Origin of the sequence: Paraburkholderia sp. UCT2, assembly GCF_014397665.1 — a bacterium.
Taxonomy (GTDB): Bacteria; Pseudomonadota; Gammaproteobacteria; order Burkholderiales; family Burkholderiaceae; genus Paraburkholderia; species Paraburkholderia tuberum.
The window spans coordinates 152,372-168,283 of record NZ_VZQO01000005.1; the positions used below are offsets into that span (position 1 = coordinate 152,372).

At 68.6% G+C, this 15,912-nt stretch carries 13 protein-coding genes; 4 read left to right on the plus strand and 9 right to left on the minus strand.

Going from position 1 to position 15,912, the window contains the following annotated elements:
- Positions 1-23: 23 nt before the first annotated feature.
- Genes F6X39_RS06385 through cobU form a run of 4 tightly spaced genes read right to left on the minus strand, consistent with a single transcriptional unit; the run spans position 24 to position 3,634 of the window.
- On the minus strand, positions 24-974 hold the full coding sequence (locus F6X39_RS06385; protein WP_187616041.1) for a cobalamin-binding protein: 951 nt from the start codon (positions 972-974) through the stop codon (positions 24-26).
- 54 nt (positions 975-1,028) lie between these two features.
- Positions 1,029-2,105 (minus strand): threonine-phosphate decarboxylase CobD, encoded by a 1,077-nt coding sequence (gene cobD, locus F6X39_RS06390; protein ID WP_187615997.1) that lies wholly within the window; start codon positions 2,103-2,105, stop codon positions 1,029-1,031.
- 33 nt (positions 2,106-2,138) lie between these two features.
- Positions 2,139-3,080, minus strand: coding sequence for an adenosylcobinamide-phosphate synthase CbiB (cbiB, locus tag F6X39_RS06395; RefSeq protein ID WP_187615998.1), 942 nt, complete (start codon positions 3,078-3,080; stop codon positions 2,139-2,141).
- Positions 3,080-3,634, minus strand: a complete 555-nt coding sequence (cobU, locus tag F6X39_RS06400; RefSeq protein ID WP_187615999.1) for a bifunctional adenosylcobinamide kinase/adenosylcobinamide-phosphate guanylyltransferase — start codon at positions 3,632-3,634, stop codon at positions 3,080-3,082. The genes cbiB and cobU overlap by 1 nt, the downstream gene beginning before the upstream one ends.
- 89 nt (positions 3,635-3,723) lie before the next feature.
- Between cobU and F6X39_RS06405 the strand changes: the two genes are divergently transcribed.
- The gene (locus tag F6X39_RS06405; RefSeq protein ID WP_187616000.1) at positions 3,724-5,250 is read left to right on the plus strand and encodes a cobyric acid synthase; all 1,527 of its coding nucleotides are present in this window, start codon (positions 3,724-3,726) and stop codon (positions 5,248-5,250) included.
- A gap of 57 nt (positions 5,251-5,307) precedes the next feature.
- On the opposite strand, the gene F6X39_RS06410 is transcribed toward F6X39_RS06405, so the two are convergent.
- Complete coding sequence (locus F6X39_RS06410; protein WP_090803438.1) at positions 5,308-5,727, minus strand: PaaI family thioesterase; 420 nt, start codon at positions 5,725-5,727, stop codon at positions 5,308-5,310.
- 243 nt (positions 5,728-5,970) lie between these two features.
- Between F6X39_RS06410 and F6X39_RS06415 the strand changes: the two genes are divergently transcribed.
- Complete coding sequence (locus F6X39_RS06415; protein WP_184059634.1) at positions 5,971-6,609, plus strand: ParA family protein; 639 nt, start codon at positions 5,971-5,973, stop codon at positions 6,607-6,609.
- Positions 6,610-6,654: 45 nt separating this feature from the next.
- On the opposite strand, the gene panD is transcribed toward F6X39_RS06415, so the two are convergent.
- The 4 genes from panD to F6X39_RS06435 all read right to left on the minus strand — a co-directional run bounded on the left by panD (position 6,655) and on the right by F6X39_RS06435 (position 9,347).
- Positions 6,655-7,041 carry an aspartate 1-decarboxylase gene (panD, locus tag F6X39_RS06420; RefSeq protein ID WP_018431692.1) on the minus strand — a complete coding sequence of 129 codons (387 nt, stop codon included), beginning with the start codon at positions 7,039-7,041 and terminating at the stop codon, positions 6,655-6,657.
- Between the two features lie 60 nt (positions 7,042-7,101).
- On the minus strand, positions 7,102-7,935 hold the full coding sequence (panC, locus tag F6X39_RS06425; RefSeq protein WP_184022806.1) for a pantoate--beta-alanine ligase: 834 nt from the start codon (positions 7,933-7,935) through the stop codon (positions 7,102-7,104).
- Positions 7,936-8,217: 282 nt separating this feature from the next.
- On the minus strand, positions 8,218-9,141 hold the full coding sequence (locus F6X39_RS06430; RefSeq protein ID WP_222945135.1) for a segregation and condensation protein A: 924 nt from the start codon (positions 9,139-9,141) through the stop codon (positions 8,218-8,220).
- A gap of 20 nt (positions 9,142-9,161) precedes the next feature.
- Complete coding sequence (locus F6X39_RS06435) at positions 9,162-9,347, minus strand: DUF3460 family protein (RefSeq protein WP_184007962.1); 186 nt, start codon at positions 9,345-9,347, stop codon at positions 9,162-9,164.
- 267 nt (positions 9,348-9,614) lie between these two features.
- Between F6X39_RS06435 and F6X39_RS06440 the strand changes: the two genes are divergently transcribed.
- Positions 9,615-11,468 carry an autotransporter assembly complex protein TamA gene (locus F6X39_RS06440; protein ID WP_187616001.1) on the plus strand — a complete coding sequence of 618 codons (1,854 nt, stop codon included), beginning with the start codon at positions 9,615-9,617 and terminating at the stop codon, positions 11,466-11,468.
- Positions 11,469-11,513: 45 nt separating this feature from the next.
- A complete protein-coding gene (locus tag F6X39_RS06445; RefSeq protein ID WP_187616002.1) occupies positions 11,514-15,848 on the plus strand; it encodes a translocation/assembly module TamB domain-containing protein in 4,335 nt (1,444 codons plus the stop codon).
- Positions 15,849-15,912 lie beyond the last annotated feature (64 nt).

The following is a 15,912-nucleotide window of genomic DNA, read 5'->3' on the forward strand; positions in this document are numbered from 1 at the left end:
TTTTCTCGCCACACGCGGCGCCGTCATGGCGCGGGCTGCTTGCTGCGCGAGCGCGCCAGTTCGAGGTCCTCGCACAGTTGCCGCGCGCCTTGCGCGATGCGCGGCGCGGGGCGATTGATCAGATCGCCGTCGATCGCAAACAGGTTGTTGTTCGCGACGGCCGCGAGGCCCGGCCATGCGCGCCATGTGTCGAGTTGCGGCAGCATCGTGTCGGGCCGCGTCGCGCCGGGCGCGGCGGTGACGATCGCCTGCGGATTCGCCGCGAGCACCGCTTCGATCGACACGGTCGGCACGAGCGGCTGCAGGTCCGCGAACACATTGCGGCCGCCGCATAGCGTGATCACGTCGCTGATCATGTGCTCGCCGTTGAGCGTCATCAGCGGCCGGTCCCATACCTGATAAAAGACGCTGACGGCCGGGCGGTTCGCATACCGCGCGCGCAGACGGGCGATGTCGTCGCGGAAGGCGGCCGCCGCCGCATCCGCGCTCGCCGATGTGCCGAGCAGCCGGCCGAGCCTGGTCAGCGACACGGCGATATCGTCGAGACGGCGCGGCTCGCTGAAAAAGAGCGGCACGTGTAGCTCGCGCAAGCGTTCGAGCTGGCGCTGCGCGTTGCCATGCCGCCATACGACGATCAGGTCCGGTTTCAGCGCGACGATGCGTTCGAGGTCGAGCGCCTTGTTGTCGCCGACGCGCGGGAGTTGCTTCGCTTCGGGCGGATAGTCGCTGTACGACACGGCGCCGACCATCTTCGGGCCGCCGCCCGCGGCGTACAGCAATTCGGTCACGTGCGGGGCGAGGCTGATCACGCGCCGCGCGGGCGCGGCGAGCGTGACGGTCGCGCCGCTGTCGTCGGTGACGGTGATCGCGGCGTGCGCGCTCAGTGCGGTCAGCGCGAGCGCTGCGGCGCCGAACCAATGGATGAAGCCGTGCGCGGGCGGGGCAAAGCGGATGGAACATGCAAAGCGGATCATCGGGCGAGGGCGGATCACGAAGCGTTGAGCGGCTTGGGTGCGAAGGTCACTGCGCTAACTCGACCGCGCGGTATCGATCGAGTCAACCGCCTGTTGCAACTGTTGCTCGAAGCGGGTCCATTCGGCTTCGTCGCCCGGCAGCCCGAAGCGCACGCTGGCCGATGGCACCCGAAGCGATGGCGGAAAAAGACGCGTCCACACGCCGCGCCGCGCGAGCGCTTCATGCAACGCGGCGGCGCGCGCATCGTCGGTCCATGCGAAAAGCGGCGTGCCGCGTGTCGCGAAACCGTGCGCATGCAACAGCCCGGCAAGCCGCGCGCTGTCGCCGATGAGCCGCTCACGCATGCGCGTTTGCCACGCGGCATCGTCGAACGCGGCGCTCACCGCATGACGCGCGGGACCGCTGACGGTCCACGCCCCCAGCCTGTCGCGCAACGCGGCGAGCAATGCGGGCGCGCCCAGCACGAAGCCGGCGCGCACACCCGCGAGCCCGAAGAACTTGCCGGGCGAGCGCAACACGACGAGCCCGTCCCGCTGCGTATGCGCCGCCAGCGACGCGACCCGCGCGGCCGGCAGCGTATCGGCGAACGCTTCGTCGACGAGCAGCGTGCCGCCGCGTTCGCGCAACTGCGCGTGCCAGTGCAGCAGCCTGGCGGCATCGATATGCGTGGCGGTCGGATTGTCGGGGTTGACGATCGCGACGTGCGTGAGCGCGGCGGGCAGCGTGTCGCGATGCACGTCGAGCGGCGCGATCGCGTGTCCGGCGCGCGCGAACGCGGGCGCGTACTCGCCGTAGGTCAGCGGCGCGATGCCGACCGTCGCAGGCGACAGCAACGCGGGCAGCGCGCGAATCGCCGCCTGGCTGCCGGCCACGGGCAGCACGTGCGCGGCATCGGGCGCGCCGTAGTAGCGCGCGGCCCGCTCGGCGAAGCCGTCGCCTTCGTCGGGCAAACGGCGCCACGCGTCGGCGGGCAGCGGCGGCACCGGATAGCCGTGCGGATTGATGCCGGTCGACAGATCGAGCCACTGCGCGTGCGCAATGCCGTAGCGCGCCGCCGCTTCGTGCAGGTTGCCGCCGTGCGCGATCGGGCCGCTTGCGGCGTGCTCGCGCGGTTGCGTCCAGTCGGTCATGCGCTCATCCCATCGCTACGCGCGTCGTTCCGCTCAACCATGAAACGGCACGCTCAACAACGCCAGCACGATCAGCACGGCCAGCCAGAGAATCACCGTGCGTTCGACCAGCATCAACGCGGCGCCCACATGACGCGCCTCGGCGGGACGCCCGAAGCCCAGCGTCGGCCGATGCTCGAGCGTGCCGTGATACACGGCCGGCCCGCCGATCAGCACGTTCAGGCTGCCGGCGCCGGCGGCCATCACCGGGCCCGCGTTCGGGCTGTCCCAGCGCGGCGCCTGCTCGCGCCAGCAGCGCCAGGCGGTCAGCGTGTCGCCGAGCAGCGCGTAGCTCGTGGCAGTCAGGCGCGCGGGAATCCAGTTCAGCACGTCGTCGATGCGCGCGGCGGCCCAGCCGAAGCGCAGATAGCGCGGCGTGCGATAACCCCACATCGCGTCGAGCGTATTGGCGAGGCGAAAGCCGAGCGCGCCAGGCCCGCCCGCGAGCGCGAACCAGAACAGCGCGCCGAAGATCGCGTCGTTGCCGTTTTCGAGCGCCGATTCGACCGCGGCGCGCGCGAGCGCGGCCTCGTCCGACTGCGCGGTGTCGCGCGAGACGATCCGTGCGGTCAACTCACGTGCCGTGGCCAGATCGCGTTGGCCGAGCGCCCGCGCGATCGGCGCGATGTGATCGCGCAGGCTGCGCGCGCCGAGCGCGAACCACAGCAGCGCGACATGCAGCGCGCAGGCCGCGAACAACGGCAGCACGGCGACGAGCCACCACGCGATCAACACCGGCGGCAGAACCGCGAGCGCCCATGCGAGCAGGCCCCTGAGCCGCAGACGCCGGTCGTGATTGAAGCGCGCCTCGATGCGTGCCGCCCAGTTGCCGAAGCCGACCAGCGGATGCCGGCGGGTCGGCTCGCCGAACCAGCGGTCGACGGCGACGCTCGCGACCGCGAGCGTCGCGACCAGCGGCATGGTCAGCGGCGGCATCACGCGCGGCTCGCGCTTTTCAGCGCGAGCGGCAGACCCGCGACCATCAGCGTGGCCGCGCTGCTCAACGCGGCGATGCGCTGATTGAGGCGGCCGAGTTCGTCGACGTAAAGACGCGTGGCTTCGCCGAGCGGCACGACGCCGAGGCCGATCTCGTTGCTGACGACGATGATCTTGCCGCGCGCGCCGGCGAGCGCCGCTTCGAACGCGGCGGCCTGCTCGTAGTAGTGCGACAGCGGCGCCGCCGCGCCGTCGGCGGGACATAGCAGGTTTGCGAGCCACAGCGTCAGGCAGTCAATCAGCAGACACTGGCCCGGCGCGTCGTGTTGCGCGAGCGCGCCGGCGAGGTCGTCGTCCGCTTCGACGAGCCCCCAATGCGCGGGCCGCCGCTCGCGATGATGCGCAATGCGCGCGTTGAATTCGGCGTCGTCGGTGACGCGGGCGGTGGCGATGTAGGTGACGGGGAAGGCGCTGTCGCTGGCGAGCCGCTCGGCATGCGCGCTCTTGCCCGAGCGGGCGCCGCCGAGGACGAAGGTGAGGTCGCGGGGAGTCATCTTATGATTGTACCGGCGCGATGGGATAATGCCGCTCGATTGCATTGCAACGCCACTGTCCATCTTCCACCTGCACCGCCGTGACCCGAATGACCATTCCTCCCGACATCCTGCCCGTGCCGCGCGGCACGCTGATGATCCAGGGCACCACGTCCGACGCGGGCAAGAGCACGCTGGTTGCGGGACTGTGCCGCCTCGCGCGGCGCGCGGGTGCGCGGGTCGCGCCGTTCAAGCCGCAGAACATGGCGTTGAACAGCGCGGTGACCGTCGATGGCGGCGAGATCGGCCGCGCGCAGGCATTGCAGGCACTCGCCGCGGGCATCGACGCGCACACCGATCTGAACCCGGTGCTGCTGAAGCCGACCAGCGATCGCGGCGCGCAGGTGATCATCCACGGCAAGGCGCGCATCAATCTCGACGCGCGCGCGTATCACGACTACAAGCCGGTCGCGTTCGAGGCGGTGCTGGAGTCGTATGCGCGGCTGCGCGCGTCGTACGACACGATTTTCGTCGAAGGCGCGGGCAGTCCGGCCGAGATCAATCTGCGCGAGCGCGACATCGCGAACATGGGTTTCGCGGAGGCGGTCGACTGCCCGGTCGTGCTGGTCGCCGACATCGATCGCGGCGGCGTGTTCGCGCACCTGACCGGCACGCTCGCGTGTCTGTCCGACAGCGAGCAGGCGCGCGTGCGCGGCTTCATCATCAACCGCTTTCGCGGCGACATCGGTCTGCTGAAGCCCGGGCTCGACTGGCTGGAAGCGAAGACCGGCAAGCCGGTGCTCGGCGTCGTGCCGTATCTGCATGGCCTGACGCTCGACGCCGAGGACATGCTGCCGCCCGAGCTGCGCGCGGCGGCGAGCGTTGATTCGCGCCGTCTGCTGCGCGTGGTCGTGCCGGTGCTGCCGCACATCAGCAATCACACCGACTTCGACGCGTTGCGCGCGCATCCGCAGGTCGATTTTCACTATGTGCGCGCGGGTACGCCGCCGCCGGCCGCCGATCTGATCATCCTGCCGGGCTCGAAGAACGTGCCGGACGACCTCGCGTTTCTGCGCGCACAGGGCTGGGACGACGTGCTCGCGCGGCATCTGCGCTACGGCGGCCGCGTGATCGGCATCTGCGGCGGCATGCAGATGCTGGGCCGCGAGATCGCCGATCCGCATGGCGTCGAGGGCGCGCCGGGCACCTTCGCGGGCTTCGGCTGGCTCGACTATGCGACGGTGCTCACGCGCGACAAGGCGCTGAAGAATGTGACCGGGCGCCTCGCGCTGCCCGGGACGCCGGACGTCGCCGGCTACGAGATTCATATGGGCGAGACGCGCGGGCCGGCATTGGGCACGCCGGCGCTGCGACTCGACCACGCTGGCCCGCACGAGGGCGGCGCGGACTTTGGCCGTCCCGATGGCGCGATGTCCGCCGATGGCCAGATTCTCACGACCTACGTGCATGGCCTGTTCGACACGCCGGCCGCGTGCGCGGCGCTGCTCGCATGGGCGGGTTTGAGCGATGCCGAAGGGCTCGACTATCCGGCGTTGCGCGAGGCGTCGCTGGAGCGGCTGGCCGATACGCTGGCCGGGCACGTCGATATGCGCAGGCTGTTCGCGGCGCTGGGGTGACGCTTTGCGCCGGCCTCCTTCATCGGCTTGAACGCAATTGCTGCGCGGGCGGTTCGCTCAGTACAACACCATCTGTGTGCAACGAAACAGTGCGATGGTCTTACCATCCGGACCGGTGACCGTCGCGTCCCAGACCTGCGTGCTGCGCCCAAGGTGCACACCCTTGGCGACCGCGCGGATCGTGCCCTGCGTCGCGGTGCCGAGGAAGTTGCTCTTCAGCTCGATCGTCGTGAAGTTGCGCGAGTTTTCGGGTAGATGCGCGATGCACGCGTAGCCGCACGCGGTGTCGGCGAGGCCGATCACCGTGGCCGCGTGCAGGAAGCCGTTCGGCGCGAGCAGCGCCTCGCGCACGGTCAGTTCGGCGACCAGCGTGCCTTGGTCCACGGTCAGCACGCGCAGGCCTAGCAGGTCCGGCAGCGTGCCCTTCTGGCGCTCCAGCAGGCGTTCGACGGTGTATTCCGGGCGCAGTTTGCTCATGAGATTCAGGTCCTTGTCGAAAAAAACGGCGGGTTGGAGCGGCCGATTCGCGATGCGGGGGCTTCGGCCGCGCTGAATTTGTCGATATTATCAACGGCTGGACCGGTGGGCGTCCCTGGAAACCGAACTTCGAACGGCAGCGATCGTGGAGCCCGCCGGCGCCGGTCACAGCGGATCGGCGGGGACGGAGCAATAGCGCGGCAAACCGGCTGGCGGTGTCCAGCCTTCTTTCCGGGAGATTTCATGTCGGTGATCGTGGTGGCGAATCCGAAGGGCGGCGTGGGCAAGAGCACGCTATCGACTAATCTGGCCGGCTATTTCGCCGCGGCGGGCGAATGGGTCGCGCTGGCCGACCTCGACAAGCAGCACTCCGCGCATGCGTGGCTCGAATTACGGCCCGCCACGCTGCCGAACATCGAAACCTGGGAGGTCAATCCCGACACGCCGGCCAAGCCGCCGAAAGGCCTCGAGCACGCGGTCGTCGACACGCCGGCCGGCCTGCACGGCAATCGCCTGAACATCGCGCTCGATCTCGCCGACAAGGTGATCGTGCCATTGCAGCCGTCGCTGTTCGATATTCTCGCGACCCAGGAATTTCTCGAGAGGCTGGCGAAGGAAAAGGCGGTCAGGAAGGGCGCGATCGAGGTCGGCGTGGTCGGCATGCGCGTCGATGCGCGCACGCGCTCGGCCGAGCAGCTGCATCGCTTCGTCGAGGGATTGAAGCTGCCGGTGCTCGGTTTTCTGCGCGACACGCAGAACTACGTGCAGCTCGCGGCGCACGGCCTGACGCTGTGGGACGTCGCGAAAAGCCGTGTGGAGAAGGATCTGGAGCAGTGGCAGCCGATCGTCGAGTGGACGAACGGCGCGGGGAAGAAGGGCTGAGGCGGGGGCTGCCCGCCATCAGTCAAGCGTCAAGCTGAGCTTCGCTCAGCTCCAGGCCTGCGTGGGCACGTGGTCGCGGCTGCCCTTGATCTTGTTGTTTTCATCGACGAACACGAGGTCCGGCTTCCAGCCCGCCTTCAACTCCGCCTCGTCGACCACCGCGAACGCCGCGATGATGACCAGATCGCCGAGCTGCGCGCGACGCGCGGCCGAGCCGTTCAGCGAAATCATGCCGCTGCCGCGCTCACCCTTGATCGCGTAGGTCGAGAAGCGCTCGCCGTTGTTGATGTTCCAGATGTCGATACGCTCGTTTTCGACGATGTTCGCCGCTTCGAGCAGATCTTCGTCGATCGCGCACGAGCCCTCGTAGTGGAGCTCGCAGTGCGTGACCGCGACGCGGTGAATCTTCGACTTCAGCATATTGCGTTGCATGATCAATCCAATCCTGTATGACTGCGCAGTGTAACTGTGTTCGCGCGGGCGGTTGCGGCGTCAGATTTCGAGGTTGTCGATGAGCCGGGTCGCGCCGAGCTTCGCGGCGGCCAGCACCACGAGCGGTGCGCTGGCGTCCTGCGCGCCGGGCGCGATCAGGTTCGAGCGCTTGCGGATCGCGATGTAATCGGGATTCCAGCCGCGCGCCGCGAGCGTCGCTTTGGCCGACTCTTCGAGTTTCGCGAAGTCGCGCTCGCCCGCGAGCACCGCGTCGCGCACACGATTGAGTTCGGCGGCCAGCATCGGCGCCTCGGCGCGTTCGGCGGCCGAAAGGAACCGGTTGCGCGAGCTGAGCGCGAGGCCGTCGGTGTCGCGCACGGTTTCGGCGGCGACGATGTCGGTCGGCAGCGCGAACTGGTGGCACATCTGGCGCACGATCATCAGCTGCTGGTAATCCTTCTTGCCGAACACCGCGACGCGCGGCTGCACGCACGACATCAGCTTCATCACGACCGTGCACACACCGTGGAAGAAGCCGGGGCGGAATTCGCCCTCGAGGATGTCGCCGAGATCGTGCGGCGGATGCACGCGGTATTCCTGCGGCTCCGGATACATGTCCCTTTCGGTCGGCGCGAACAGCACGTAGACACCTTCCTTTTGCAGCTTCTCGATGTCGGCTTCGAGCGTGCGCGGATATTTGTCGAAATCCTCGTTCGGGCCGAACTGCAGGCGGTTGACGAAGATGCTCGCCACGACCGGGTCGCCGTGCTGGCGCGCGAGGCGCATCAGCGACAGATGGCCCTCGTGCAGGTTGCCCATCGTCGGCACGAAGGCCGTGCGATTCTGGCCGCGCAACTGGTCGCGCAATTCATGGATCGAGCTGATGACTTTCATGATCGGACAGGGATAGGCTCGCGCGGCGCGCGATCCGGTTGGCGCGACACCTGGCGGAATCGTGCGGGTCATCGCCTCACCGGCAAATGACGGGTTCGGAGCGCGGATTGTAGTGGATTTGGGCAGCGGACGCACCGAAACGCGGAGCACTTCCGAGCGGCGCGCGGCGCGCTTGCTGCGCACTCCCCGCTGAGGCCCGCCAGGCTTCGCTGCGACGGTGTTCGTAGCGAGATTTCCACGGTCCGGCCGCGGTCCGGCCGTCAAGCGGCCGTCATTCAGCGCTCAGGCCGGTAGATACGCCAGCCGCACGTAAATCGGCGCGAACGGCTCCGCCTGGGTGATTTCGACGAGCGATTCACGGCACAGCTCGAGCACGGCGATGAAATTCACGATGACGACCGGCACGCCGCGGCTCGTGTCGAACAGATCGGAAAACTCGATGAAGCGCGCATTCTGCAACTGCCGCAGGATCAGGCTCATGTGCTCGCGCACCGACAATTCCTCGCGTGAAATCTTGTGATGCTGGACCAGCTTCGCGCGCTTGATCACGTCGGCCCACGCGGCGCGCAGGTCGTCGCTGTTCACGTCCGGGAAGCGCGGGGTGACACTCTGCTCGATGTAGACCTCGGCGCGCAGGAAATCGCGCCCAAGCTGCGGCAACTGGTCGATGCGTTGCGCGGCGAGCTTCATCTGTTCGTATTCGAGCAGGCGGCGCACCAGTTCGGCGCGCGGGTCTTCGGCTTCCTCGCCGGTGTCGGCCTTCTTGACCGGCAGCAGCATGCGCGACTTGATTTCGATCAGCATCGCGGCCATCAGCAGATACTCGGACGCGAGTTCGAGATTGGTCTTGCGCAGTTGCTCGACGTAGCCGAGATATTGCACGGTGACATCCGCCATCGGGATGTCGAGCACGTTGAAGTTCTGCTTGCGGATCAGGTACAGCAGCAGGTCGAGCGGCCCCTCGAAGGTCTCGAGGAATACCTCGAGCGCGTCCGGAGGGATGTACAGGTCGTTCGGCAGCTTGAACAGCGGCTCGCCGTACAGACGCGCGAACGCGACGCCGTCGACCGTGTCGGGCGTCGAATCGGTCGCGGGCGTGGAAAGCGCGGTGTCGGACGGTGCCGGCGCTGGGCCGTGTACGGGGCCGTGAACCGGGCCGTGTATCGGGCCGTGAAGCGGACCATGCACCTCGTCAGCGTGACTCATCGTCGGCGTGACTGGGGAGCTTAGAAGTTCTGGTAGTACGAGTAAGGCGTCTGCTGCACGCGCGAAGTTTTCTGTTCGGCGCGCTCTTCCAGATCGATCGGCTGTTTGTCCCACAGCAGTGCGCGGCCTTTGCGTTGCTCGGCCTCCAGATTGGGCTTCTGTTGCTTGAGCTGGTTCAGGAACTGGGTGATGTCCGATTGATACATGGCTCGACGTCCGTGGTGGGTAGGGTGGCGGCTCTCGGGCTGGCCGCTGCGCGGTGCCGCGGGGAGGGCGCCGTCGTCCGCGATTTTACCGCATGCGTCGCGGGCGGTCGAAAATCGCCGCGGGCCGCCCATTTTTGAGATGAAGCGCGGAGCTCCGCCAGGGGCACGAGACAGGCCGATCGGGGTCGCGATGTGGTCAAATAGCATGCCTTGAACGCATGCGCGGCCGGGGCGCGAGAATTCACTCATTGAGGCCGGAGGTCCTGTTTGGCGGGAGGTACGATCGACATGCCGCGTGCGTTGCGCGGCGAGACCGGCCAGGCGCGCGGGCGCGCGCGTGAGCGCGAGGCGCTCGCGCGGTGCTGGCTGCGTGTGTCGCTCGCCATCGGCCTCGGCCTCCTGATGTTGCTGCTCGCCGCGGGCAAGGCTCACGCGGCGAGCAAGGCACCGAGCTACAAGGTCGATGTGGTCGCCGAGCCGCGCGCGCTGCGCCGGCTGCTCGAACAGCACCTCGATATCTCGCGTTTCGCGAAGCGGCCCGACGTCACCGACGACCAGTTCTCGTTCCTGATCACCGCGACGCCACAGCAGGTGCGCGATCTCGCCGCGACGCAGGGCTATTTCTCGCCGCTCGTCAGCACCGACGTGCGCACCGTCGACAACCTGCGGCAGGTCACCGTGCGCGTGGAGCCGGGCCCGCAGACCAAAGTCACGTCGGTCGATCTGTCGTTTCGCGGCGCGGTGCTGACCGAACACCCATCGCGCGAAAACGCGACGCGCTTCGCGTTCTCGCTGCACGAGGGCCAGCCGTTCTCGCAGGGCGCCTGGGACGACGCGAAGAACGCGTCGCTGCGCGAGCTGCAATCGCGCCGCTACCTCGCCGCGAAGATCTACCACTCGGAGGCGCTGATCGATCCGCGCACGAACACGGCGAAGCTGTCGGTGATCTACGACAGCGGGCCGACCTTCACGATGGGCCAACTCGACGTGCAGGGCACGAAGCGCTATCCGGAGCGCATCGTCCACAACGTCAATCCGATCTCGCCGGGCGATATCTACGACACGCGCACTGTCGCCGAACTGCAGCGGCAACTGCAGAACACGCCGTACTTCGCGAGCGTCGCGATCGACCTCGACAACGACCCCGCCAAGCCGCTCGACACGCCGGTGCACGTGAAGGTGTCGGAGTTTCCGTATCACAGCTTCCGCGGCGGCGTCGGCTATTCGACCGACAACGGCCCGCTCGTGCAGGGCGGCTACACGTATCTGAACACGTTCGGCGCGGCGTGGCCGTTCACGGTCGAGGGCCGCGCCGACAAGACGCAGCAATACGGGCAGATCCAGCTGTCGATGCCGCCGGGCCAGCACGGGTGGACCAATAGCGTGCTCGCGTCGTACACGACCACCGACGTCTCCGACACGCGCATCTACAGCATCCGCGGCGGCGTGCAGCGCTCGCGCACGTCGCAGTTCCTCGACTACAGCTATTCGCTGCTGTTCTACGACGATCAGCTCGACCAGAACGCGGCGCCGCCGACCCGCGCGCACGCGCTGGTGCCGGGGTGGTCGTGGACGCGGCGCGACACCGACGACCCGCTGTTCCCGCGCCGCGGCAACCTGATTCACGTCGAGGCGGGCTTCGCGGTGAAAAGTCTGCTCGCCGACCAGTCGTTCATCCGCGGCTACGCGCGCGGCCAGCAGTATTTCCCGATCGGCGTCGACGACATCGTGCTGATCCGCGCCGAGCTCGGCGGCGTATTCACGAGCGGCAGCTCGAGGGGCATTCCGGCGTCGCTGCTGTTTCGCGCGGGCGGCTCGAACTCGGTGCGCGGCTACGGCTTCCAGAGCATCGGTAACAACGTCGCCGGCTCGATCCTGCCGACCAAGTACCTGGTGACGGGCGCGGCCGAATACCAGCACTGGTTCTCGCACAACTGGGGCGCGGCCGTGTTCTTCGACATCGGCACCGCGACCGACACCTGGGGCGAAAAAGTTTTCTATCCGGGCGCCGGCGTCGGCGCGCGCTGGCGCAGCCCGGTCGGCCCGGTCAATCTCGATGTCGCTTACGGGATCCGCGATAACCGGGTGCGGCCGTATATCACGCTCGGCATCGCGTTCTGACGTTTTGACGACAACCCACTACCTTATTTGCCACCGTATTCACGCATGACCACCGACGTCACCGCCCCGCCCCCCGCGCAGCCGCCCGGCGCCATGCCGCCAGGACCGCCGGATGGGCAGCAGCCGCCCGACACGCCGCCGCCGAAGCGGCGCTGGGGCCGGCTGCTGAAGTCGGTCGCGGGCACAGTGGTCATGCTGGTACTGCTCGCCGCACTCGCGCTCGGTCTGCTGTACGGGGCGCTGACGACCGAGCGCGGCACCGCGTACGCGTGGCACGCGGCTGTGAAGCTGCTCGGCGGCCGGCTCGCCGGCACGCTCGACGGCGGCACGCTCGCGCGCGGCGTGCAACTGCGCGACGTGCGCTGGCGCAGCCTCGACGGCAGCGGCACCGACATCGAGATCGACCGCGTCGCGGGCAGCTGGGCGCTCGCGCGCGAGCCGTGGCGGTTCACGATCGACTACCTGCACGTCGGCACGATCGAGGCGCGCGTCGGCCCGTCGTCGGCGAGCACCAGCGAGCCGCTGAGCTTGCCGCAGGATCTGCAGCTACCGATGCAGCTGGAGATCCGCGACGTGCAGGTCGAGCGGCTGCTGCTGCACCAGGGCGCGTCGACGACGGAGCTGTCGAGCTTCGCGTTTCATGGACGCAGCGACGGGCGTCATCACGAGGCCGCGATCGATCGGCTCGATACGCCGTTCGGGGCGCTGACGGCAGCGGCGAAACTCGATGGCGTGCGGCCGTTTCCGCTCACCGGCGAAGTCGGTTATGCGGGCAAGGTCAACGATGAAGCGGTGCAGGTGGCCGGCCACCTGAGCGGCACGCTCGAGCAGCTCGTCGCCGAGCTCGATGCGAGCGGCATGAAGCTCGCCGGCCACGCGCGGGTCGAAGCGGCGCCGTTCGCCGCGGTGCCGTTGCAGCGCGCGACGCTGAGCTTCGATCATGTGAATCCGCAGGCTTTCGCGCCGGGTGCGCCGCTGGCCGATCTGGCGGTGCGCGCGGAGCTGCAGCCGGTCGAGCAGGGCGCGGCGACCGCGCCTGGCACAGCCAGCGCGGCCAAACCGTCGGCCGCCAGCCATCCGCACCACATCTTCGGCGACCACCACGCGCCGGCCAAACCGGCGGCGGGTTTCGCCGTCGCCGGCCATGTCTCGATCGTCAACGCGAAACCCGGCGCAATCGACCAGAAACTGCTGCCGCTGATCGATGCGAACGCCGACGTGCGCCTCGACGCCCACACGCAGAGCATCTCGAACCTGAACGTGCGGCTCGTGCGCAACGCGACGCTCACCGGCGGCGGTGCGCTGAGCGGCCGGCACGGCCGGCTCGATCTGAGCGTCGCGCGGCTCGACCTGAACGCGCTGCAGGCGACCGTGCGGCCGACGCAGCTGTCCGGCCCGATCGGCATCCGCCTGAACGACGACATCCAGACCCTGACGCTCGATCTCGCCGACCCCGCCGCCGCGCTGCGCGCCCAAGGCAAGATTACGTTCGACCCCGCACGCATCAGCTTCAACGACGTGCGCGTCACGTCGGGCCGTGGCCGCATCGATCTATCGGGCGCGCTGAAGCACGATGAGAACTCGACCTACAACCTGAAGGCGCAACTGACCGATTTCGATCCGCTGTCGCTGACCTCGCAGATGCCCGCCCGCACGCCTGTCACGACATCCGGCGCGTCCGCCGCGAGCGGCGCGCAACGCGAGCGGCAAGCGCAAGCCGCGGCGCTCGTGGGCAGCACCGCCGGCGCGAAGAGCGCGGCGCCCGGCGATCAGGCCGCCGCCATCGCGAAGAACACCGCGCAGGCCGCGGCGCAGACCGAAGTGCTCGAGCGCAGGACGCCACCGCCCGCGCATCGCGCGAGCCCTGCGCCACGCGCAGCCGCGCATGCAGGTCCGCCAGCGCGCAGGATCGAGGCGCGCGTGAACGCCACGGTCACGGCAGCAGGTGTGCTCGCGCCGGTCTTCACGACGCGCGCCGAATTCACGCTCGGTCCGAGCGTCTACAACGACCTGCCGCTCACGGGCGGCGGCATGATCCAGCTGGCCGGCTCGCGAATCCTGCCGAGCCACGCGAATCTTTCGGTGGCGGGCAACCGGGTGAATCTGCAAGGCAGCTTCGGCGCGGCCGGCGACCGGCTGCGCTTCGGCATCGACGCGCCGCAGCTCGATCGGCTGGGCTTCGGCCTCGCGGGCGCGGTCGCCGCGGACGGCGACATTACCGGCTCGTTCGCGCATCCGAACGTCACGCTGAATTACAAGGCCGACAGCGTCGTGTTCGCGAGCAACCGCATCGGCCATGCGGAAGGCCACGCCGAGTTGCGCGACGGCGCGAACGGCGCGCTCGCGTTCACGACCGACGCGCGCAATGTCAACGCGGGCGGCGTCGACCTCGCCACGCTGACCGCCCGCCTGTCCGGCACACGCGCGAACCACACGCTCGAAGCCGCCGCGACCGGCAAGCTGCTGGACCGACCGCTCGATCTGACGCTCGCCGCCAACGGCAAGCTGACCGACACGCGCGACGGCTCGCGCTGGGACGGCACCGTCACGCGTCTGCAGAATCGCGGCACGCCGGCGCTCAATCTCGAATCGCCGCTCGCGCTCAGCGCCGGGCCGGGGCACCTCACGCTCGGCGCGACGCGCCTGACGATCGAAGGCTCGGTGCTGACCCTGAAGTCATTCGCGTTCGATCGCGGCCGCATCCAGTCGGCCGGCAGCCTGACCGATGTGTCGCTCGCGCACTTGCAGGAGCTGCGTCACCAGATTACCGGCGAGCCGCCCGCCGTGCGCACCGACCTCGTGTTCGACGGCGACTGGGACTTCTCGCTCGGCGCGACGGCGAGCGGCCACATCGAGCTGCGCCGGCGCAGCGGCGACGTGACGGTCGAGATCGGCCGCGGGCTCTCGTCGATGGGCATTGGCGACATCCGCGCGCGCGCCGAATTCACCGGCGGCAACCGGCTCAATGCGACCGTGCATGCGCAGGCGAGCCGCGTCGGCGTGATCGATGCCGACGCGCACACGCCGCTCGTACTGCGCGACGGCATGTTGAGCGTCGATCCGCAAAGCGCGCTGTCGGGCAACGTGAACGCGAACGTGCCGTCGCTGCGCACGACGGGCGGCCTGCTCGGCCCCAGCTATCTGCTCGACGGCCATCTCGCGCTGAAGCTCGCGCTCGGCGGCACGGTCGCGAAACCGAACGTGACCGGCTCGCTGACCGGCGAGGGTCTGTCCGCGACGGTCGTGAGCCAGGGCGTGCAACTGAAGGACGGGGTCGTGCGCATCGCGCTGTCGCAGAACACTGTGGACTTCCAGCAGGTCGAGTTCCACGGCGCGAGCGGCACGCTGCGCGCGACTGGGCGCGTGCGTCTCGACAGCTCGGAGCCCGACATGACCGCGAGCATCGTCGCGGACAAGCTCGATGTGTTCGCGTCGCCGGACCGCCATCTGTCGCTGTCGGGCAGTGCGAACATCTCGAACGGCGGCGTGGAGCGCGGCCCCGTGATCGACGGCAAGTTCGTGGTCGACAGCGCGCGGTTCGATCTGCCCGAGCAGGCCGCGCCGAGCCTCGGCGACGACGTCGTGATCATCCGCCCGGACGGCACGCGCTCGGGCGGCCGGCCGCGTCCGAGCGAAGGCGGCCAGCCGCCGGCGAGCCCGTTCGCGCCACGCGCGAACATCGAGATCGGCCTCGGCAACGACTTCCGCTTCCGTGGGAAGGGCGCCGATCTCGGCCTCGCCGGCACGATCACCGCGACGAGCGCGCCGAATACGCCGCTGCGCGCGGTCGGCAACGTGCGCGTCACGCGGGGTTCGACCTACACCGCGTTCGGCCGCAAGCTCGCGATCGAGAACGGCTTCTTCACGTTCAACGGGCCGGTCACGAATCCGGGCATCAACATTCTCGCGATGCGCCGCAACCAGCAGGTCGAGGCCGGCGTACAGGTAACGGGCACGCTGCAGGCGCCGGTCGCGCGGCTCGTGTCGGAGCCAAGCGTGCCGGACAACGAAAAACTGTCGTGGCTGCTGTTCGGCCACGGCACCGACCAGGGCAACAACCTCGGCCAGCAGAGCACGATGACGACCGCGCTCGCGCTGCTCGGCAGCGCGACGGGTCAGCGGATCGCGCAGACCGTCGGGCTCGACGAGTTTTCGATCGGCCGCAGCGAGGTCGGCCTGACCGATCCGCAAGTCGTGATGGTGTCGAAGGCGATCAACGAGCGGCTCGTGATCGGCTACGAGCAGGGGTTGCAGTCGGCGAGCAATGCGATCAAGGCGACGATCAATCTGACGCGATACTGGTCGCTGGTCGTGTATGGCGGCACGTTCTATGGCGCCGACGTGCTGTACACGCGGCGCTTCGACCGGATCTCGTGGTGACGCGGGCAACATAAAAAAACGGCACGCCTGGAAGCGTGCCGTTTTCGTCATACCTGCCTGCGGC